This window comes from Terrimicrobium sacchariphilum, from assembly GCF_001613545.1.
GTDB classification, from domain to species: Bacteria; Verrucomicrobiota; Verrucomicrobiia; order Chthoniobacterales; family Terrimicrobiaceae; genus Terrimicrobium; species Terrimicrobium sacchariphilum.
In genome coordinates this window covers 3,350,680-3,370,497 of the sequence record NZ_BDCO01000002.1, presented here as the reverse complement: position 1 = coordinate 3,370,497, position 19,818 = coordinate 3,350,680, and the positions used below count along the sequence as shown (strand labels likewise).

The 19,818-nt window shown below is 61.6% G+C and carries 16 protein-coding genes, 2 tRNA genes and 1 rRNA gene; 11 read left to right on the top strand and 8 right to left on the bottom strand.

All coding sequences use genetic code 11. From position 1 onward, the window contains the following. Position 1 precedes the first annotated feature (1 nt). A complete protein-coding gene (locus TSACC_RS15825; protein WP_075080194.1) occupies positions 2–1,531 on the top strand; it encodes a hypothetical protein in 1,530 nt (509 codons plus the stop codon). 10 nt (positions 1,532–1,541) lie between these two features. Beyond that, the gene (locus TSACC_RS15820; RefSeq protein ID WP_075080193.1) at positions 1,542–3,071 is read left to right on the top strand and encodes a hypothetical protein; all 1,530 of its coding nucleotides are present in this window, start codon (positions 1,542–1,544) and stop codon (positions 3,069–3,071) included. Here TSACC_RS15820 and TSACC_RS22565 read toward each other — a convergent pair. Then, positions 3,068–5,377: an ATP-binding protein gene (locus tag TSACC_RS22565; protein ID WP_075080192.1), complete on the bottom strand. Its 2,310-nt coding sequence runs from the start codon at positions 5,375–5,377 to the stop codon at positions 3,068–3,070. The two genes, TSACC_RS15820 and TSACC_RS22565, sit on opposite strands and share 4 nt — an antisense overlap. A gap of 81 nt (positions 5,378–5,458) precedes the next feature. Between TSACC_RS22565 and TSACC_RS15810 the strand changes: the two genes are divergently transcribed. From TSACC_RS15810 to TSACC_RS15795, 4 genes are read left to right on the top strand one after another with little or no spacing between them, the layout of a single operon-like run. Continuing rightward, a complete protein-coding gene (locus tag TSACC_RS15810; RefSeq protein WP_101927853.1) occupies positions 5,459–5,938 on the top strand; it encodes a MarR family winged helix-turn-helix transcriptional regulator in 480 nt (159 codons plus the stop codon). Then, positions 5,931–7,991 (top strand): FUSC family protein, encoded by a 2,061-nt coding sequence (locus tag TSACC_RS15805; RefSeq protein WP_075080190.1) that lies wholly within the window; start codon positions 5,931–5,933, stop codon positions 7,989–7,991. The genes TSACC_RS15810 and TSACC_RS15805 overlap by 8 nt, the downstream gene beginning before the upstream one ends. Further along, positions 7,988–8,197 (top strand): DUF1656 domain-containing protein, encoded by a 210-nt coding sequence (locus tag TSACC_RS15800; protein WP_075080189.1) that lies wholly within the window; start codon positions 7,988–7,990, stop codon positions 8,195–8,197. Before TSACC_RS15805 ends, TSACC_RS15800 begins: the two co-directional genes overlap by 4 nt. Beyond that, complete coding sequence (locus TSACC_RS15795; RefSeq protein ID WP_075080188.1) at positions 8,194–9,066, top strand: efflux RND transporter periplasmic adaptor subunit; 873 nt, start codon at positions 8,194–8,196, stop codon at positions 9,064–9,066. Before TSACC_RS15800 ends, TSACC_RS15795 begins: the two co-directional genes overlap by 4 nt. A gap of 91 nt (positions 9,067–9,157) precedes the next feature. Here the strand turns inward: TSACC_RS15795 and TSACC_RS15790 are convergent, their stop codons facing one another. The 6 genes from TSACC_RS15790 to TSACC_RS15765 form a co-directional block, all read right to left on the bottom strand. After that, the gene (locus tag TSACC_RS15790) at positions 9,158–10,156 is read right to left on the bottom strand and encodes an HvfC/BufC N-terminal domain-containing protein (protein WP_075080187.1); all 999 of its coding nucleotides are present in this window, start codon (positions 10,154–10,156) and stop codon (positions 9,158–9,160) included. Between the two features lie 288 nt (positions 10,157–10,444). Continuing rightward, positions 10,445–11,305, bottom strand: a complete 861-nt coding sequence (bufB, locus tag TSACC_RS15785) for an MNIO family bufferin maturase (RefSeq protein ID WP_075080186.1) — start codon at positions 11,303–11,305, stop codon at positions 10,445–10,447. A gap of 391 nt (positions 11,306–11,696) precedes the next feature. Next, complete coding sequence (locus tag TSACC_RS15780) at positions 11,697–11,954, bottom strand: hypothetical protein (RefSeq protein WP_075080185.1); 258 nt, start codon at positions 11,952–11,954, stop codon at positions 11,697–11,699. Positions 11,955–12,036: 82 nt separating this feature from the next. Then, on the bottom strand, positions 12,037–12,507 hold the full coding sequence (locus TSACC_RS15775; protein WP_202815982.1) for a DoxX family protein: 471 nt from the start codon (positions 12,505–12,507) through the stop codon (positions 12,037–12,039). Positions 12,508–12,586: 79 nt separating this feature from the next. Further along, positions 12,587–13,348 (bottom strand): hypothetical protein, encoded by a 762-nt coding sequence (locus TSACC_RS15770; protein WP_075080183.1) that lies wholly within the window; start codon positions 13,346–13,348, stop codon positions 12,587–12,589. Between the two features lie 58 nt (positions 13,349–13,406). Next, positions 13,407–13,901: an RNA polymerase sigma factor gene (locus TSACC_RS15765; protein ID WP_075080182.1), complete on the bottom strand. Its 495-nt coding sequence runs from the start codon at positions 13,899–13,901 to the stop codon at positions 13,407–13,409. 145 nt (positions 13,902–14,046) lie between these two features. On the opposite strand from TSACC_RS15765, the gene TSACC_RS15760 reads away from it, so the two are divergent. The 5 genes from TSACC_RS15760 (at position 14,047) to TSACC_RS15740 (ending at position 19,671) form a co-directional block, all read left to right on the top strand. Then, positions 14,047–15,702 carry an ATPase domain-containing protein gene (locus tag TSACC_RS15760; protein ID WP_153811473.1) on the top strand — a complete coding sequence of 552 codons (1,656 nt, stop codon included), beginning with the start codon at positions 14,047–14,049 and terminating at the stop codon, positions 15,700–15,702. A 50-nt stretch (positions 15,703–15,752) separates the two neighbouring features. Further along, on the top strand, positions 15,753–17,063 hold the full coding sequence (locus tag TSACC_RS15755; RefSeq protein ID WP_169809671.1) for a sensor histidine kinase: 1,311 nt from the start codon (positions 15,753–15,755) through the stop codon (positions 17,061–17,063). Positions 17,064–17,737: 674 nt separating this feature from the next. Further along, positions 17,738–19,263: ribosomal RNA gene (locus TSACC_RS15750) — 16S ribosomal RNA — on the top strand. A gap of 241 nt (positions 19,264–19,504) precedes the next feature. Then, positions 19,505–19,580: transfer RNA gene (locus tag TSACC_RS15745), tRNA-Ala, on the top strand. Positions 19,581–19,594: 14 nt separating this feature from the next. Continuing rightward, a tRNA-Ile gene (locus TSACC_RS15740) sits at positions 19,595–19,671 on the top strand. Between the two features lie 2 nt (positions 19,672–19,673). Here the strand turns inward: TSACC_RS15740 and TSACC_RS22560 are convergent. After that, positions 19,674–19,808 (bottom strand): hypothetical protein, encoded by a 135-nt coding sequence (locus TSACC_RS22560; RefSeq protein WP_269084882.1) that lies wholly within the window; start codon positions 19,806–19,808, stop codon positions 19,674–19,676. Between the last annotated feature and the right edge of the window lie 10 nt (positions 19,809–19,818).

The window sequence follows — 19,818 nt, the reverse complement described above, 5'->3', positions numbered from 1 at the left end:
AATGACAAATCCGTTTCGTGACATGAACCCGCTCTCGATGATGAAAAGAATTCCCTGGCGGAAAATTTTATCCAGCATCGGCTTCCTCCTCTTGCTCTTGGTCACCCTGATCGTCCTGGCGGGCACATGGTTTTCCTTTCAGGGGCGGCGCGAGTGGGCGGAGACGAAGGCGGAATTGCAGAGGCGCGGGGAAGTGCTGAGCTATGAAGGATTGGTTCCTGCGCCTGTGCCGCCGGAGCAGAACTTTTTCGCCGACCCGATCTGGGAGCCGGATGCGAACGGTAGGGTCGACCTGCTTGCATTGCAAATCGGTCCGGCAGAGGCAGCACACCTCAAAGCGGGCTTTCCCAGTGTGGCCGATTTGGTGAAGGAAGGAGACCGGGTCAAGGTTGTGCAAGCAGTCGGACGGCGAGCGAAGGATCGGACCATGACGCCCGAGGAGGCGGCTTTCGTGCTCGCTGTGTTGGAGCCTGTGCAGGGAGACCTTGATACTCTGGAGCGGCTGGCGAAGCGCCCGGAGGCGCGGTTTCCAGTGGACTACTCCAAAGGTTTGGCCATGCCCCTGCATCATGTTACGGCGTTGCTCAAGCTGGGCCAGGTGCTCCTGAGGCGCGCCCAGGCAGAGGCGGCGGTAGGGCGGACCGAGCAGAGCGTGGACGATATTCTGCTGATCCTACGTCTCGCGCGTACGGTCGATGATGAACCGGTGCTTATTTCTTTTCTCGTGGCGCTTTCACTCGACTCGCTTGCCCTGGACGTTATCGAAAAGCAGGTGCCGAGTTGGAATGCCGAACAGGCGCAAAGAGTCGGGCGGGCCCTCGGGCAAAGCGATATCTTGAAGCAAGCGGCAAGAGCCTTTCGCGGAGAACGCGCTTTTGGAAATCAACTTGTTGACCAGTTGAAACAGGCTTCACATGGAGAGGTGGGAAAAACCCTGCAGATGATGGTCGGCGTTTCTGATGTCGAAAATCGTCCGACTGGACTTGCCCTGATATTTGTTGACGTATATCGCTTTGCGTTTCTCGACGGCGACCGGGCTTATTTTAACAAGACGCATCAGCGATGGCTGGATAGCCTGGAGAAGGAACCTGGCAGGGTGCATCCGCACGACTTTGAGAATATCGGCACCGAGTTGGAAAGGGAAAAGCAGGAGATGAATCGGTACCGTCACGTTTTGACGTTGGTGATGATGCCGGCTTTGACCAGCGCCTTTTCCCGAGCTGCCAGCGTGGAGACGAGAGTGCGACAGGCGCGTATTGCCTGCGCCATTCAAAGATACGCCCTTTCCGAAAGGGCGCTTCCGTCCGCCTTGGATCAACTCGTGCCGCGGTATCTCGAAGGAATTCCGACCGACGTCATCAGCGGCAGGCCGATGCACTATCGCAGTGACGGGAAGGAATACGTGCTCTGGTCGGTCGGGTGGAATGAAAAGGACGATAGGGGCGAGGGTTCGCCGAGTGAGCGGAGGCCGGAAAAGAAGCTCGACTGGGTTTGGAAGGGCCGCCTGCCGGAGGTGTGGAGGGCGCTTTAGGCTTATTGTAATGACTGCGCCGTTTCGTGACGTGAATCCGCTCTCGATGATGAAAAGAATTCCCTGGCGGAAAATTTTATCATGCATTGGCTTCCTCCTCTTGCTTCTGGTCACCCTGATCGTTCTGGCGGGCACATGGTTTTCCTATCAGGGCCGGCGCGAATGGGCGGAGACGAAGGCGGAATTGCAGAGGCGCGGGGAAGTGCTGAGTCTCTCGGATATCGTCTTTCCACCCTTGCCTCCGGAGCAGAATTTCTTCGCCGATCCGATCTGGGAGCCGAATGCTGAAGGAAAAATTGAGCTTTTTGACATGCAAATAAGCGCGAAGGAAGCGGCTGCGCTTCAGAAGCAATTTCCGTCCCTGGCAGAATCGATCAAAGAAGGAAAATGCGCTGATGTTGGTCGTGTGATAAACCGGCGTGCGTTGAACCGGAGTTATACTCCCGAGGAGGCTGCGCTTGTTCTGGCGACGTATGAACCAATGAAGAGTGATTTTGCCACTCTGCACAGATTAGCGCTGCGCTCGGCGGCAAGGTTCCCGATTAACTATGAAAAGGGAACCGCGATGCTGCTTCCGCATTTGAATGCCTTGATGAAATCGGGGCAAATCCTCGCCATGATGGCTCGGGCAAAAGCTGTCCTGAAGCAGGAAAATAGCGGAGCGGATGAGATGCTCCTGATCCTGCGGTTGCCTCAAACCGTCGACGACGATGTCACGCTGATCTCGTATCTCGTGAAACTCTCTCTGTATAGCATCGCTATTTCAGTGATCGAGACCTCGGTCTCGGACTGGAATGCCAACCAGGCGGGACAAGTGCAGCACGCACTGGTAAACGCTGACATCCTGTGGCAGGTGGTCGGAATCCTGCGCGGTGAGCGGGCTTTTGGAAATCAGGTCATGGATCAGCTCAAAAAAGCGCCTCTGGGTGAATTCACGAAGACGCTGCAAACTGCGGGCGGTGTTTCGGAATCTGGAGAACAGTGGTCTTTCCCGCAGGAGCTGCTTCTGGGCGCCTATCAGTTCGCTTTTTTTGATGGAGACCGGGCGTTTCTGAATCAGACCTATCAAAAGTGGCTCGATTATTTGAGCAGCGAACCTGGTCAGGTTACTCCTGCGATGCTGGAGGCGCTCAATGCGAATATCGATGAGTCTCTTCGTGGAGTTAATCGATACAGGCGTTTGGTGACGTACCTGGCGATTCCGGCTGTTAAGGAAATGTTTGCAAGAGCTGCCAGCATCGAGGCGGGATTGCGTCAGGCGCGTATTGCCTGTGCTATTCAGGAATATGCGCTTTCCGAGAAGGCGCTTCCTTCTTCGCTGGATCAGCTGGTACCGAAGTATCTCGATGAGATACCCCGCGATGTCATCAATGGCGGGCCGATGCACTATCGCAGTGACGGGAAGGAATACGTGCTCTGGTCAGTTGGGTGGAATGAAAAGGACGATGGCGGCGTGAGCTCGCCGAACGAGCGGAGCCCGCAGAAGAAGCTCGACTGGGTTTGGAAAGGCCGTCTGCCGGATGCGGCGGCGATGCCCTAGATCCAGCCGAGGCCGAAGAAGTTCACGGTGATACCGCAGCGGGCGGGCTTGAGGTCGAGGGCGGTGATCTCGGGTTCGGAGAGGCTGGCGCTGAGGGCGGCCAGCTCGGCGGCGCAATCAGTCTCGAACTGCGCTTTTTCGGCGAGGACGGTTTCCACAGACTCCTTTGCTGCGTCGACGTCGGCTCCTTCGCGCATGGCGCGGCCCACACCGCGGGCGGCGGTTCCGGCGCGGTTGATGGTTGAGGCGCTGATGGTCTTTCGTCCGAGGAAGGCACCGAGAAGCGTCGATCCGATCGAGATGGCGCTGGAGAAGGTGGCGTTGCGGGCCTGCTCCTTTTGCTTTTCCACGGCGGCTTCGGCTCGCGCAAGGCGGGTGGCGAGGGCGGCTTGTTTCGGAGCGAATTTCTTGCGCAGGGCGTCGACCTTTTCATCGCGGAGTTCGCGCTGGGCGAGGGAGGCGCGGGCGCGGAAGTCGGCTTCGCTCTCGCCGGGCTTGGCCGTGAGCTTGAGCGCGGCGGCGCTGAGCAGGCGGCAGCGTTCGTTGTCGGCGATCCAGCGGGTGAAGTCTTTTTCCCACTGCGCGTAGCTCTTTGGAGTCGTAGCGGCGGCGGGAAGCTCGGCAAAGAGGGCTTCGGCGGGCGGCGTAGTGGTAAAGTCCTTGGGCTCCGCATCGACGGCCTCGGTCCACGCGGCGGTGTCGAGGCCATCGGGAATGGCGGACGCGAGCAGGAGGTCGCGGGTTTCCTCCGCGCCGGACTTCGTATCGGAAAAACGCACGCGGGCCGAGCCGACGAGACGCGGACGCAGCGTGCCATCGGAGGGGAGATAGAATTGACGAATCCCGGGCGGAACGCTTGGCGCATTTGTCTGCGGGAGCGGCGGGGGAGTGGTGACGGAAGGCGTGGGTTTTGTCGCCGTGCGGCCGGCCATGAGGGTGCGGATCTGGTCGCGGGTCAGCGGGCCGCGCAGGTAGCTCATGACCCAGCGCGATTCAAAGACGACCGGCGCGTCGTCATGGACATTGTTGAGGAGGAACTTCCGGCTGCCGAGGCTGGAGAGGAGCGCCTCGAGCTGGCTCTTGTCGAGCTGCGACGAGGAGCTGAGCAGACCCTCGATGACGCGGGCCTTGTCACGCTCGGTCTGGAGACGGCCAATGAACCATGTGCCGGTATTGGAGAGCGCCTTGTAATCAAGATCGACGGGGTTTTGCGTGGCGAGCACGACGCCGACACCAAAGGCGCGCGCCTGCTTGAGCAGGGTGAGCATCGGAAGCTTCGAAGGGGGATTCGCCACAGGCGGGAGGTAGCCGAAAATCTCGTCCATGTAGACGAGAGCGCGCAGGCTCGTCGTGCCGCTCTGCCGCCGCATCCAGGAGACGATTTCATTGAGCAGGAGCGAGACGAAAAACATCCGCTGCGCGTCGTCGAGATGCGCGATGGAAAAGATGGCGTGGCGCGGACGGCCCGTGTCGTCGCGGAGGTAGCGTGCGATGTCGATCGGCTCCCCGGCATTCCACGCGGCGAAGCCGGGCGACGCCAGCAGGGTGTTGAGCGCGACGACCATCTGGTAGCGTTCCTTCTCCGGGTAGAAGCTTTCCAGGTCGAGCACGCCGATCTTTTGGAAGGGCGGCCGCTGGATGCGCCCGATGAGCGCTGCGAGGTCGAGGTCTTCGCCCGCTTTCCACGCGTGGGAAAGAATCGCTCCGAGGAACGCGCCTTCGCGGCTCTTTGACGGATCTGCATTGGAACCCAGCAGGCCGAGCAGGCTGGCCACGGCGGTGAGCACCCGCTCGGCGAGAGCCTCCTCGTCGGCGATGTCATCCGGGGCGCGGAAGGCGTTGACGAGATTTACCGGGATGCCTGCGGTGCTGCCCGGGGTGTAGATGGCGAAGTCAGCCTTTTCCTTCAGCGTGCGAATGCGCTCGCCATCCTGTCCCCACGCGGCAAGGCCTTCCTTCCACGTCTGCGCCTGTTTTGCGGCCCAGGCGTCCGGTTCCATGCCTTTGCGCCGGGCGTCGTCCTCCACGATCCAGGGGCGGAAGTCCTCCGGGCGCAGGTCGGGAAAAGTCAGGAGCAGGTTGCCGAGATCGCCCTTGGGATCGATGATGATGGCGGGCACGCCGTCGATGGCGGCCTCCTCCAGCAGGGCGAGGCAGAGCCCGGTCTTGCCGCTGCCAGTCATGCCGACACAGACCGCATGGGTCACGAGGTCGCGGGAATCGTAGAGCAACGGAGCATCGGTGGGACCATCGACCGGACGCCCGAGGTAGAGCATCCCGAGTTTTTCAAACTCAGCAGGGGACATGCTGCGATCATCCCGCAAACCCGCACCGCCTGCCAGTGGAATGTCGCGGTAAAATAATCAGTTTGCATGTGAATAGATAGCATGTTAACTAAAATCACCATGCGAGAACAGACGAACCAACGGGCGCATTTTGCGAAGCTGGTGATCCAGATTTCCCGGCGGTGGCGTCGTCGCGTCGATCAGGCGCTGGCGAACCAGGGGTTCACCCAGGCGACTGGCCTGCCGCTTCTGATTCTCGCCCGGGAGGGGCAAATCCGGCAGGGTGCGCTGGTCGAGGAACTGGGTCTGGAGGGTCCATCGCTGGTGCGGGTGATCGATATGCTCGAGGCGGACGGACTGCTCCGTCGCGAGGAAGATCCCACGGACCGCCGGGCCAAGCTGCTCTCGCTCACCGAGGCCGGGCGCAATCGTGCGCGGATCATCGAGCGCGAGGTGGACCGGCTACGCAGGCATTTTCTGGAGGGAATCGACGAGGCGAGCCTGGGGGAGACGATTCGCGTGCTGGAGTGCGTGGATCACAACCTCCTGAAGGAAACGCCGGGTGGCGGGCGCGATGAATGAGCGGCGCGGCATTCCTCCTCTTGGCTGGAACGAAATCCTCTTTTCGCTAAAGACCCTGCTGGCAGCGGGGCTGGCGCTGTGGATCGCTTTTCGGCTTGGGTTGTCCCGGCCTTATTGGTCCGTGGTTACAGTTTATGTCGTAGCCCAGCCGCTCGCTGGAGCGGTCACCTCCAAGGCGCTGTATCGCCTGCTGGGCACGCTGACCGGGGCAGCCGCGACACTGCTCATCGTACCGGCGCTGGTGAATTCTCCAGAACTCCTCGCCTTGGGCGTGGCTGCCTGGGTTGGCGGGTGTCTGGCCATCAGCCTGCTCGATCGCTCGCCCCGGTCCTATTTCTTCATGCTGGCGGGATATACCGCGGCGATCATCGGGTTCACCAACCTCGCGGACCCTGCCGCGCTTTTTGATATTGCCTCATCCCGTGCGACGGAGATCGCGCTGGGCATTGTTAGCGCGACTGTGGTGAGCCGGGTGGTCTTGCCGCGTCACGCGGGGCCGACTCTGGCGGCGCGTATGGAGGGCTGGCTGGGCGATGCGGCGGAGTGGGCGGGAGACACGCTCGCGACGGCGGCGGATGACCGGGCGATTCGCAGCGGCGCGAAGCGGCTCGCCGGTGACATGGCGGGAATGACCGGGCTGATTTCCACGCTGCCTTACGATACCTCGGCGTTGCGGCACGCTCGTGAGCAGCTCAGCTTGCTGGAGTTGCGCATGACGGCGTTGATTCCTCTGTTGCTTGGGGTGGCGGATCGACTCTCCGCCCTGCGAGGTCTGCCCGGAGGCGTGCCTGCGGCATTGCCCTCCCTGCTTGGTCGGGTGGCGGAGTGGATGCGTGAGGGGAGGATGGGGACGCTCCGGACCGGGATGAGTCTGCGCAGGGAACTGCGTCACCTCGCGGTGGAGTTTCACGGTCGCGGCGCCTGGGATGATCTGCTCGTGCGCAATCTCTGCCTGCGCCTCGCGGAGGTGGTCAAGGTCTGGGAGGATTGCCTGATCCTGCGCGACGCCATTGCCTTCGGGCGGGAAGACGTGCCCCGTCGGCTCCGGCTGGCGAATGGGTCGAGGGGCTGGCCTCTGCCTCGTCTCGATGCCGGTCTGGCCTGGACATCCGGCTTTGCTGCCTTCGTGGGCATACTGCTCGCCTCGGCCATCTGGCTCGGGACGGGCTGGAAGGATGGAAACACCGGCGCGCAGCTCACCGCGATTTTCTGCTGCATCTTCGCGGCGTTTGACAATCCGCTGCCTTTGCTCCGGCTGCACACGGGCTGTGTGGCGGCTGCGGCGGTGATCGCTGCGGTCTATCTCTTCGGCATCCTTCCGTGGGTGGACGGCTTTGCCGCGCTGATGGTGGTGCTGGCTCCATTCCTGTTTCTCTGTGGCGCTTTCATGGCCACGCCCCGGTGGGGGTTCTCTGCCTTTGCGATCTGTGCAAACACCACGCTGTTTCTCGCGCTGGAGTCCTCCTTTGCCATGGACATGGCCCTGTTTGCCAATGGTGTGATGGCCGCACTCGCAGGCAGCGCGATCGCCATCGTCATTCTGCGGCTGTTTCGCTCCGCCGATGCAGAGGACGGGGCGCGCCGGCTGCTCAGGACGCTCTGGTCGGACCTCGCGGGACTCGCTAGCACCGGGGAATCCTGGCGCGCTCATGCCCTGGCACGGCGGATGGTGGATCACCTCGGGCATCTGGCTCCCCGTTTGCTGGCCCTGCCTGCGACCTCGCGAATGGCAGGTGCCGACGTGCTTGCCGATGTGCGCACGGGATTGAACATCGCGGATATCCAGCGGTTACAGCGGGATTCCCTACCGGAGACGCAACGGCTTTTGGAGGAGCTGGAGTACCATTTTCGCGCCCGGCTGCGTGATGCGGCGGTGCGTCCCGGAGCCTCGCTGCTGGCCCGGGTGGATGAGGCAATGCGTGTGGTGAATGACCGCCAGACGACGCAGCCGGCCTTTGGTCGTTTGTTGCTCGCTCTGACGGGGCTGAGGCGATGCCTGTTTCCGTACGCACCGGCGCCGGTATTACTATCTACTGCGGAGGCGGGGGCATGACGGCCGAGATTGATCTTTTTGGCATCTTCATCCCGACGCCTATTGTGCTGGGAATCCTGGCCTACGTCATCAAGGCGGGGTTGTCCCGCCTGCTGGCGCGCTGGCCGCTGGGGCGCCGGATGTGCGGGCAGCCGGTTTATGAAATCGCGATGTTTGTCGTGCTTTTCGCGGCTCTCGTGCGGGCGACCACATTTCTGAATCCATGAAAATCACCTCACTTCTTTCCCGGCGCGTAGCAGCCCTGGCTGTTGCCATCGCTGCGATCACCGTGGCTGCCCTGTTTCTCTGGGATTACTACATGAACGCCCCATGGACGCGCGATGGCCGGGTGTGTGCGGACATCGTTCGGCTTGCCCCGGATGTCTCGGGGCCGGTCTCCGGTGTGCTCGTGCAAGACAACCAATCGGTGAAAAAAGGCGACATGCTTTTCCGTGTCGACCCGGCGCGGTTTCTCCTCGCCCTGCGGCAGAGCGAAGCCGCACTGGCCGACGCGACTTCCGCGCTCATTCTCGCTCAGCGGGAGCTCGCCCGCAATCGCCCCATGGAGGGCCGCTGGGTCTCCCACCAGCAGCTCGATCAACTCACTACCGCCGTCACCCGATGCGAGGCGGTCGTGCGCCGGGCCGAGGCGGATCGCGACGTGGCACGGCTCAATCTTGAGCGTTCCGAGGTGCGCTCTCCGGTGAATGGTTATGTGACAAACTTTTCGCTGCGCGAGGGAAATTACGTCACCTCCGGGCAGCCCGTCATGGCCATTGTTGATGAGGATTCCTACTACGTTGCCGGATACTTTGAGGAGACGAAGCTCCCGCGCATTCGGTTGGGCGACCGCGTCACGGTGAGGCTCATGGGCGCGGGAAGTCGCATTGTAGGGCATGTGGCGGGCATCGCTGCTGGGATCGAGGATCGCGACCGCGCGGACTCCAGTCGACTGCTGGCCAATGTGAATCCAACCTTTAGCTGGGTAAGACTCCCACAACGCGTGCCAGTGCGCGTTTCCATCGACGACGCACCGGGCGGCCCCACCCGTCTGGTCGCCGGCCAGACTGCCACGGTGATCGTGAGCGCGCGTTAAGCGAGCTTTCCGAGGAATCCTGGATTTTCACCGCGATTTCGGTTGCGTGAGATGCCTGCACGAAGTGCTCGGGGCCAGCGGCATGGAGATTTCATCGGCTTGGGGAACGGGATGGGCATAACAGCCGTAGAGCGGCACAGAGCGAAAAAAGGGAGCGAAGGTCTTCGGTCGAATCGGTCGTGGAGGACTCGTCTGTTCTCTTGTATGGCGGAGCGACGGATTCGGCGAGGGTGCGGCCTGCGGCTAATGCGCTGACGATGGTGTATTGACTGGCGCTGAGACGCTTGAAATAGACGCTGTGGTCGGCGCGGTAGACGAGGAGGTGAACGGACTCGGGGCGGACGCGGTGGGCCATGGCGGGGTGGTATTTGCGCGGCGGCTGTTCGCTGTGATCCGCCTGGGCGGCGCTGGTGTCGGCGCGGAGGTGGTCGCGCATGAGGCGGATGACGATCTCGTCGACGGGGTAACGGAGCGCGAGCAGCGTGGCGTGGGGCTGGAGGTCGAGGCGGAGCGTCTCGGGTGTGGCGGCGGCGAGCTGGCGGGTGGTGATGGGGCGGCGCTCGGCGGCGTCGAAGGCATGGGACTGGGCGTGCTCCAGCCGGGCCATGTCGAGCGCGACGGCCTGGTACGGCGCGGTGTGGGCGGGGGATTCGGCAATGAAGGCGGGGAGGCGCTGGCCGAGGTGGCGCAGGTCGGGCGAGGCGGAGGGGTATCTTGTGAGGTAGGCGATGAGGAGCCGGTGAAAGCGGGGCTGGCCGAGGAGGGCGCAGAGGCCGGGGTAGTCCTCATAGAGGCAGTCGAGGAGGCGGAACCAGTATTGGCGGTTGTAGATTTCGAGGCGTTCGAAGGAGGTGAGTCGGTCGTTGGGCTTGATGAAATCCTCGACGAGCGCGGCGGTATTGGCTCCCCCTGGCTGGCGGGTGCGCATGCGGTCGGCCTTCGTCAGCGGGGACATGATGATTCGGGCGACCTCGCGCTGGAGGGAGGCCAGGGGAGTTTTCAGAGGCATGGCGAAGTCGGAAGTGGGATTGCGGAAGTCGGAAGTTTTTCGCCGGGTGGGCTTTGGGGCGGGATGCTCGCTCGTTTTCATTTTGATGGCTCGATGTGTGGCTGTGGTGTGTCGGCGGTGTGAGCGGCAGGGGTGTGCTTGCTTTCGTTGGTTTGTCGTGCGAGGAAGGCGGGGCGGCTTGGATTCCGATGCGGGGTGGTTTTCAGCGGATGCTCTGAGGTTTTTGCGTGGCGGCAGCTGGCGGTTTTCGGGTGATGGGTGGTGGAGTATTGGCTGATTCCTCGCGTTCCGACCCCTGCACGTATCGCAGCGGATATGCTTTGTTGCCGCGCCTTGCCGTCCGCCTATCGTCCTTTTTCAGACAGGCTCTCAGGCGGCGGCTTTTTCCGGGGCGGGGAGTTTGGTGTCGAGGTAGCGGCGGGCTTTGAGGGCTTCGGCGTGGACTTCGTCAAAGGCGGGGATGCGGTCGTCCCATTCGAGGAGGGTGGCGGTGTGGCCGGAGCGCTGGATGGCGCGGTCGTAGAGACGCCAGACGGGGTCGAGGACGGGGTGGTCGTGGGTGTCGAGGATGTAGCGCTCGAATCGCGAATGGCCCGCGATGTGGATCTGGCCGACGCGGTGGGCGGGGAGGAAATTCACGTACTCCATGGGGTTGAAGCCATGGTTTTGCGAGGAGACGTAGATGTTGTTTACGTCGAGGAGGATGCCGCAGTCGGCGAGCTCGACGACCTCGGTGAGGAATTCCCACTCGGTCATCTCGGAGACGTGGTACTCGGCGTAGCTGCTGACATTTTCCACGCAGATGGGGACCTCGAGGTAGTCGCGGGCCTCGCGGATCTTGCGGGCGGTGATGCGGGCGGCCTCAAAGGTGTAGGGCATGGGGAGGAGGTCGTGGGTGTAGCGGCCGTCGACGCTGCCCCAGCAGAGGTGGTCGGAGAGCCAGGGGGTGCCGGTGCGGCGGACGAGGCGCTTCAGCTTGCGCAGGTGGTCGCGGTTCAGCGGGTCGGCGGAGCCGAAGTAGAGGGCGACGCCGTGCTGGACGACGCGGTATTGCTCGAGGATCTGGTCGAGGACGTGGAGCGGGCGGCCGGCGTCGACCATGAAATTCTCCGAGATGATCTCAAACCAGTCGCAGGTGGGTTTTTTCTCCAGGATGTGCTGGTAGTGCGGCACGCGCAGGCCGAGGCCGATGCCGTATTGGGTGAAGCCGTTGAATGTGTTGGCGGGCATGGGATGTGTGCGGGTTGGGGTTGGAAGAAGAATTTCGCTGCGGGTGCGACGGGCCGGCGTGGTGATGGGCGGCGGTGCGCCGGGAGGCGTGCGCTCTAATTCGCGGTGCGGTGGGCGGGTGTATTGACTGGTTTTTGGCTCGATCTCCAGCCGGTCATTGGCGTCGGCGGGTGTGGCGGCGGTCGTCGCGGAGGTTTGGGTGCGCTGCCCTGGCGGTAGCCCGGCGGGCGCTAATGACCCGCTGGATTTCGAGTGGAGCTCGGATTTTCAATTTCCTCGCCAGCGGCATCCTTGCAGCGTCGGGAGGCGGCCGGCGGTGCTGCTGCCTGCGCTCCGTCTGGGCTGACACCCGGCGCTTGCAAGGATGCGGCGGTTTGATTGGTGAGGATGCTTAGTGCTTCGAGCCGTCGGTGGCGCAGCCGCCTTTGCCCTTGCAGGAGTTTTGCCCCTTGCAGCCATTGTCGCTGCCTTTGCATCCGCCCTGGCCCTTGCAGGCATTCTGTCCCTTGCAGGAGTGGGTGCCCTTGTCGGCGAGGGTGCTGATCTTGACTCCTGCGCCGGTGGAGCCAGTGCTGGCGGCGTAGGAGACGGTGGTGCCGGTGAGCAGTCCAGCGAGGGCGGCGGCGGCGAGGGTGTGGGTCGTTTTCATCGTGAGGTTTGCTTTCTGTGTTGTGGTTTTGTTTTGCCGCTGGTGCGGCGGTTCGGAAGATGGGAGCAGCGGGGCGGGAGATTTATTCCGCGCTTTTTTCGAATTTCTTTTTCAGGGCGAAATCGACCGAGTACGGCCCGGGGCCGAAGACGAGGACGACGAGCGAGGCGAGGAGGAAAAGGAAGGGCGCGGCGGCGAAGAACGGGTCGGGGTTGCCGTGCATGAGCTGGCCGATGGCCTCCTGTTCGCTGGTGGCGTAGGCGACGATCATGGCAAAGATGAGCGGGGCCGCGCCGAGGCGGGAGAGGAGGCCGAGGGCGAGGAGCAGGCCGCCGACGAGTTCCGTGGTGGCGACGACGTGGGCGTTCAGTGCGGGAAGGGGTATTCCCAATTCCGCAAAGAATGCGGTGACCTTGGGCAGGCTGTGCCATTTGCCCCAGCCGGTCTGGACAAATTGCAGCCCCCACGTGAGCCGGATGGCGAGGAGCAAGGCGTCCTGGAGGAGGCCGGGGAGGGTTTCGTATCGGTAATAGGTGCGTAGGAATGCGCTCAATGGGTGCATACCCGTGAGAGCGCGGGGGGCGGCGGTTTATTCCCCGGAAATTCCGCACACGGCGGAAAAAGACGCGGGGCTACAGAAAGCGCTGAAGCTCTGCGGCGGAATCCCGCCCGGAGAGGAAGTAGCTGAGATCGCCCGCGCTCCAGCTCGCGAGCACGGCGGAGTCGCGGGTGGCGATGACGGGCGCGCCCTCGGGCGGCGGGGTGGTGAGACGGTTCCTCGCCACGATGTAGAGGTGGACGGGTTCGCCTCCTGCGATGGGGAAGCAGAGGATGGAAACCTTTGCGCCCTCCACGGAGGCAACTTCGCAGCCGATGGCGCCGCGATTGGCAAGGCCGGGGGGAATCTGGAAATCCGACGGCCCGCCGTGCGCGGCGAGCCAGGAGCGAATGGCCTCGAGATCGCCGGTGGGTGACTCAAAGGAATGGGCGTGCTTTTTATCCAACCGGGGCAGCTCCGCCGCGAGATAGCGCGAGTCGATCTGCTGCGGGAGCTGGCTCACATAGACGGCCAGCCCGGCCAGCCCGGCGAGCACGGCGCAGGCGGCGATGGCCGCCCAGCGGGCGAGAACCGAGGGGGCGGAGGGGCGCTCGGCGGGAAAGTCGATGGTCTTCGCCTGGGCGAGGATGGCGTCGCGCAGGCCCGGCGGCGGCTCGATGGAGCGGAGCCCGGCGCGGATGGCATCGTCCTCCTCCTGCTGCGCGGCGAACCACTCGGCCAGCTCGGGATCGCGTTCCATGAGGGCAAGCGCCTCCTCCAGAGCAGCGTGACCCGCGGGGTCATCGACTCCGGGTCTCCATGCGCTGAGGATGGTCTTGGCCTGTTCGCGATCCATTGGTGTGAGGTTTTCTATATTAAGAGCGGCGGGTGGTGGAAAATATTCCCGGATTTTTTCACCCGGCGGAGGATTTCATGGCGGCGCGCAGGGCTTCCTTGGCCCGGGCGATGCGGGACATCACGGTGCCGAGCGGGATGTCGAGGATGGCGGCGATGTCCTTGTAGGAGTAGTCCTCCAGGTAAAAGAGCGAGAGCACGGCGCGGTGGGGTTCCTCCAGCCCGAGGAGGATGTCGAGGATCTCGCGATGCTCGGCGGAGGCGGACCCGGTGGCGGCGACGGGCGGGGCGTGGATTTCCAGCGTCTCGGGTTCCATGGCGACGATCTTTTGCAAGCGCGCGCCCTGCCGGAGAAAGTCGCGGTACAGCGTGGTGAAGAGCCAGCTCTTGCACCGGGCACGGTCGCGCAGGTCGTCCTGCTTTTGCGCAAAGGTGGCAAAGGTCTGCTGCGTGAGGTCGCTGGCGTCGTCGGGATTGCGCGTGAGGCTGAGGGCGAAACGGTAGAGATCCCGATAAAAGGCATCGACGATCTGCTCAAATTCCCGCGCGTCCATGGGCTGTGGGAAAGGAGTGGAGCAGATTTCGTGGGGCGGGGGGAGAGATTTCGGCGGGTGATTTTTTACGAAAAATCCATAGGGAACCCGGGCGTCTTTTATCTTGATCTATCCATTGGCACGCTTTGACTGGCTTCCGTTTTATATGAGCGACCTTGTCCCTATTGGCATCCGCGGCTTGGATGAAATTCTTTTTGGGGGCGTGAAGCGGGGGAACATTCTGCTCCTGGAGGGTGCGGCGGGAGTGGGCAAGACAACCCTCGGCCTCGAGTTTATCTATCGCGGTGTCGTGGAGCAGAACGAGCCGGGGCTGGTGGTGACCTTTGAGATGTCGCCGCAGAAGCTGATGCGGGATGCGAAGGCGTTTGGCTGGGAGCTCGGGCGGCTCGAGGAGACGGGGAAGCTGCGAATCATCTACACCTCGCCGCTGGTGCTCCTGCAGGAGCTGCACGCGCACGACGGGCTGCTCATCCAGCAGGTGCGCAAGATGAAAGCCCGCCGCCTGCTGCTCGACGGGCTTTCTCCGCTCCGGCTCTTCGGCGAGCAATTCAACGGGCGGCCGTTTCGTGATTCGCTGCATTTGCTGGTGGAGACGCTCCAGCGCGAGGATGTGACCGCCATGCTGACCCGGGAGACGCCTGAAAATGAGGGCGCGCGGGGCGGTGAGCTGGCCCACGAGCAGTTTGTCTGCGACACGGTGCTGACGCTGAGGAATGACTTCAACGGGCGAAATCGCGCACGGTCGATTACGATTTCCAAGTCCCGGGGCCAGGACTTTGTGCCGGGCCGCCATACGCTGCGCATCGAGAGCGGCGAGGGCGTGCGGGTGTATCAGCGAGCGCAGAGCCGGGCGCGCTGCGTCACCGAGCAGCCCACGTCGACGACCCGGTCTTCCATCGGTACGGCGGAACTCGACGGACTCGTCGGAAACGGCGTACTGGATGGTTCCACCACCCTGACGGTGGGAGTGTCTGGCACGGGGAAGACGGTGATGGGTTTGCAGTTTCTGGCAGAGGGCGTCCGGCAGGGAAAGCCGGGCCTGCTGGTCACGCTCGACGAACATCCCAACCAGATCCTCCGCAACGCGCGCGGCCTGGGGATTCCCATGCATCGTTATGTGAAGGAGGGGAAGGTCCATATCTGCTACGAGTCTCCCCAGGAGCTGGAGCTGGATGTGCATTTTGATCGCATCGCCCGCCTGGTCGAGGAGCACAAGGTCCAGCGCGTCCTGATCGATTCCCTTTCCGCCTACGTCATGGCGGAGGACCGGAAGCGGGAGTTTCATGATTTCATCTACGCGCTCACCACGTTTTTCAAGGACCGGCTGCTGACGGTCTTTATGAACTACGAGAGCCCCGAACTGCTGGGCGTCTCCCAGATCTCGGAAGAGATCAAGGTTTCCACGATCGTGGACAACATCATCCTCCTGAATTACGTGGAATTTTCCAACCGGCTGCGGAGGGCCATCACCGTTCCCAAGGCGAGGGGAAGCGCGCCCTCGCGGATCACGCGAGAGTTTCGGATCACAAAAAGAGGGGTGGAGCTGGAGCCCGCCATGTCCGAGGACGGGGAGAATGTCCCGCAGCTTCCCTTCTCGGCCTACTATGGCATCCTGGCGCGCTCTCCGGCGCGGCACAGCCCGGTCATCGACGATCACCTGATGAACGGAGCGGGCGCCTCGCTGGAGTCTGTGGGCAGGCAAGCGGGAGAGGATACCGCCCTGGCCGACGGGCCGGCGGGCAAGGAGCCTGCCAATCTCCGCAGGAAAACCTCCAGCCGCATTCCAAAGGGAAGGAAATGAGCACGGCGTCCGCGGAATCGGCATCTTCGGGGAGAGAAACTGATCTCCCCTTGGCCGATCGCGTGCAGCCGCTCATCGGGGTGGCTGAGTGGGAGCCCGTATTGCAGCGTTTTGCGGCGGCAACCGGACTGACCCTCGTGCTGTGTGATGACTTGGGCGAGCCCCTATCCCCGCCCTGGGTCGGGAATCCCTTGGGCGAGGTGCTTGTCCGCTTCGGCGCATGGAGTGAGGGAGGCTGTCTCAGGGACTCTGCCCGGTCTGCCGTGGCGAGATGCCTTCGTGATGAGGCGACGCACTTTGCGACTGTCGGGATTCTGAGCTTCGCGGCGATTCCGGTTTCTGGCGGAGATGGGTTTCGGGGCTGCCTGCTGGCCGGTTGGATTTTCACGGATTTTCCCGAACCAGTCTCGACAGACCGCTTTGCCCGCGACCTGGGGCTGCCATTCCTCGAACTGTGGCAGGTCGTCCGCCAGGTCTCCCCGGTAGGCTCTGAGAAGCTGCGCATGTATGCCGACCTGTTTGAGATTGTCGCGGTGGAAATCGCCGGACGGAGGCACCGGGAGGCCCGGCATCATGAGGAGATGACGAGTCTGCTGGAGCGCGAGCGAAGGCTGGAGGAAGAGTCCCGCGCGAAGGATCAGTTTTTTGCCCTTGCCTCGCATGAGCTGCGCAATCCCCTGATGCCGGTGCTCGGCTGGATCCCTCTCGTGCGCACCTATTGCGAACGCAATCAAATCGACGAGGCCTGGAAGGGGCTCGACATCATCGAGCGAAACGTCCGGCAGCAACTCCACCTTATCGGCGAAATGCTCGACCTCTCCCGGCTGCTCGTCGGCAAGGTGGTGCTCGAGCCTGAGAACGTGGAGCCTGCCAATGCCGTCCGCGAGGCGCTCGAGTCTGCGAGCGCCGCGCTGCAGGATCGACGTCTCTCCCTGGCGATGGAACTTCAGGATCACCTGCCTCCCGTGTATGCAGATCGCCAACGGCTGCTGCAGTGTCTTTCCAACCTGGCTGCCAACGCGATCAAGTTCACTCCAGACGGCGGTCGGATCGTTATCGGCGCGCACATGCGCTCGGGAGCGGTGGAGTTCCATGTTGCCGATACCGGCATCGGTTTGCAGCCCGAGGAGTTGCAGTCAATATTCAAACCCTTCAGCCAGGGCGAGGAGGGGCGGGCCGGTCGATTCGGTGGTTTGGGAATCGGGCTGTCGGTGGTGCGCAACCTCGTCGAGCTGCACGGCGGGCAGGTCCGGGCGGAATCCGCAGGACCCGGGCAGGGAGCAACGTTTTTCATCACTCTGCCCGCATCTCGCGCGACAGGTATGCCCGCACGACCTGCCGTTTCCGAGACCGCCTCGTGAGGCTTGGCTCCCCCGGCATCAGCGACTGCGTAACGGCCGTTCGTCTAGGCGTGGATCACGACGAGCTAACGCCCAATCAGGCACGGAAGCATGTTGTGTCGGCGAAACAACCTCGGGGGCTGCGCGTTCCCGGTAGTGTTCCTTTGGCGTGGCAGTTGAGGGAGCGCGATGGCGAATCTGTGGGCCGGGACGGGGACTTGGCGGGAAAATCCGGGGCGGGGGAGGCGAAATAGCAGATTTTTTCGCCGGGCGGAGATGATTTCGGAAGGTGCTGTATATGAGCAGTTTTCCTATGCGTTCTAGCCTCGGGGAAGGGTGGGAATTTGGCTTTTCTGCAGCTTTTCTCAAAAAAGATTCAAAAAGCCATTGACCAAAAGCGCGGAAGAGATATTCTGACAATCCCGCTCGACAAAAGGTTGAGAGGGAAAAACAAGTCTCAGAGCCGGAAGGTTCACTGAGCGATGATATTTGAAAGTCTGATTCTGGTTTGCCGGTTTAAGGCAAAATTCAGAACGTTTTTTATCAGCAAAACACACATTCAACAGATGTTGGATAGTGCGTTCTTTCGTCAGTTTTGTAATTTTAATTTGACGACCCATTCCTGATTACCTGTCTCACAGGTGATCGGAGTAATGAATGTCGGAACTTTCCCACCTTAGCAGTGGGATAAACTTTCTACGGAGAGTTTGATTCTGGCTCAGAACGAACGCTGGCGGCGTGGATAAGACATGCAAGTCGAACGGGATTAGTTTTGTAGCAATACGAAGCTGGTCTAGTGGCGCACGGGTGCGTAACACGTGAGTAATCTGCCGAGAAGTGGGGGATAGCTCGCCGAAAGGCGAATTAATACCGCATGTGACTACCTCTTGATTAAGGGGGATGTTAAAGTAGCAATACGCTTTTTGATGAACTCGCGGCCTATCAGCTAGATGGCGGGGTAACGGCCCACCATGGCTATGACGGGTAGCTGGTCTGAGAGGACGACCAGCCACACTGGAACTGAGACACGGTCCAGACACCTACGGGTGGCAGCAGTCGAGAATTTTTCACAATGGGGGAAACCCTGATGGAGCGACGCCGCGTGGAGGATGAAGGCCTTCGGGTCGTAAACTCCTGTCATGCGGGAACAAGAAAGTGATAGTACCGCAAGAGGAAGAGACGGCTAACTCTGTGCCAGCAGCCGCGGTAATACAGAGGTCTCAAGCGTTGTTCGGATTCATTGGGCGTAAAGGGTGCGTAGGTGGCGATGCAAGTCTGGTGTGAAATCTCAGGGCTTAACCTTGAAAATGCACCGGATACTGCGTTGCTCGAGGATTGTAGAGGAGAGTGGAATTCACGGTGTAGCAGTGAAATGCGTAGATATCGTGAGGAAGACCAGTTGCGAAGGCGACTCTCTGGGCAACTCCTGACACTGAGGCACGAAGGCTAGGGGAGCAAACGGGATTAGATACCCCGGTAGTCCTAGCAGTAAACGGTGCACGTTTGGTGTGGGCGGGTTCAGACCCCGTCCGTGCCGGAGCTAACGCGTTAAACGTGCCGCCTGGGAAGTACGGTCGCAAGATTAAAACTCAAAGAAATTGACGGGGGCCCGCACAAGCGGTGGAGTATGTGGCTTAATTCGATGCAACGCGAAGAACCTTACCTGGCCTTGACATGCATTGTGTCTCCGGTGAAAGCCGGATAGTTGGTAGCAATATCAACGCTTTGCACAGGTGCTGCATGGCTGTCGTCAGCTCGTGTCGTGAGATGTTGGGTTAAGTCCCGCAACGAGCGCAACCCCTGTGTCCTGTTGCCCGAAAGGGATCTCTGGACAGACTGCCCTGTGAAACGGGGAGGAAGGTGGGGATGACGTCAAGTCAGTATGGCCCTTACGGCCAGGGCTGCACACGTACTACAATGCCCAGTACAGAATGAACCGAATCCGCGAGGTGGAGGAAATCTCAAAAACTGGGCCCAGTTCGGATTGGAGGCTGCAACTCGCCTCCATGAAGCCGGAATCGCTAGTAATGGCGCATCAGCTACGGCGCCGTGAATACGTTCCCGGGCCTTGTACACACCGCCCGTCACATCATGGGAGTCGTTTGTAGCCGAAGTACGCACGCTAACCGCAAGGAGGCAGCGTCCTACGCTATGAGCGGTAACTGGGATGAAGTCGTAACAAGGTAGCCGTAGGGGAACCTGCGGCTGGATCACCTCCTTTCTAAGGAGTAATGCCTACCCCCTGGCCTCGTGCCAGGACATGGCGAGTCTGACCCCGCGATGTCAGTATGAATCGCACTAAAAGGGGACAAATCCTGCGGACCGAAAGCTCTGCAGGTCGAAACTTTGGAAGAGCGCACTATCCAGCATTTGTTGAAAAGTTAGATAAAACCACCTGGCACTAGCCCTGGAAGCTTGCGGCCGTAAAGCGCTCGCTCCGCGGCAAGGCATAAAGCTTTCCCGGGGGCATAGCTCAGTTGGTAGAGCGCCAGCTTTGCAAGCTGGATGTCAGGGGTTCGAATCCCCTTGCCTCCACCAGTTTAAGAAAAAATGGGCCTGTAGCTCAGTTGGTTAGAGCATGCGCTTGATAAGCGCAGGGTCATAGGTTCGAGTCCTATCAGGCCCACCATGTCAGCTGATAATAAACGAAGCGTTTTGAATTTTGTCGCCGTTCAGACCGAACAGGCTGACAAAGCCGTTGAGGGCCAGTCCCTCGACAAGCTCTTTGACATCCGCATACAGGGCAAATAAATGCAACTTCAACATAATAAATGCT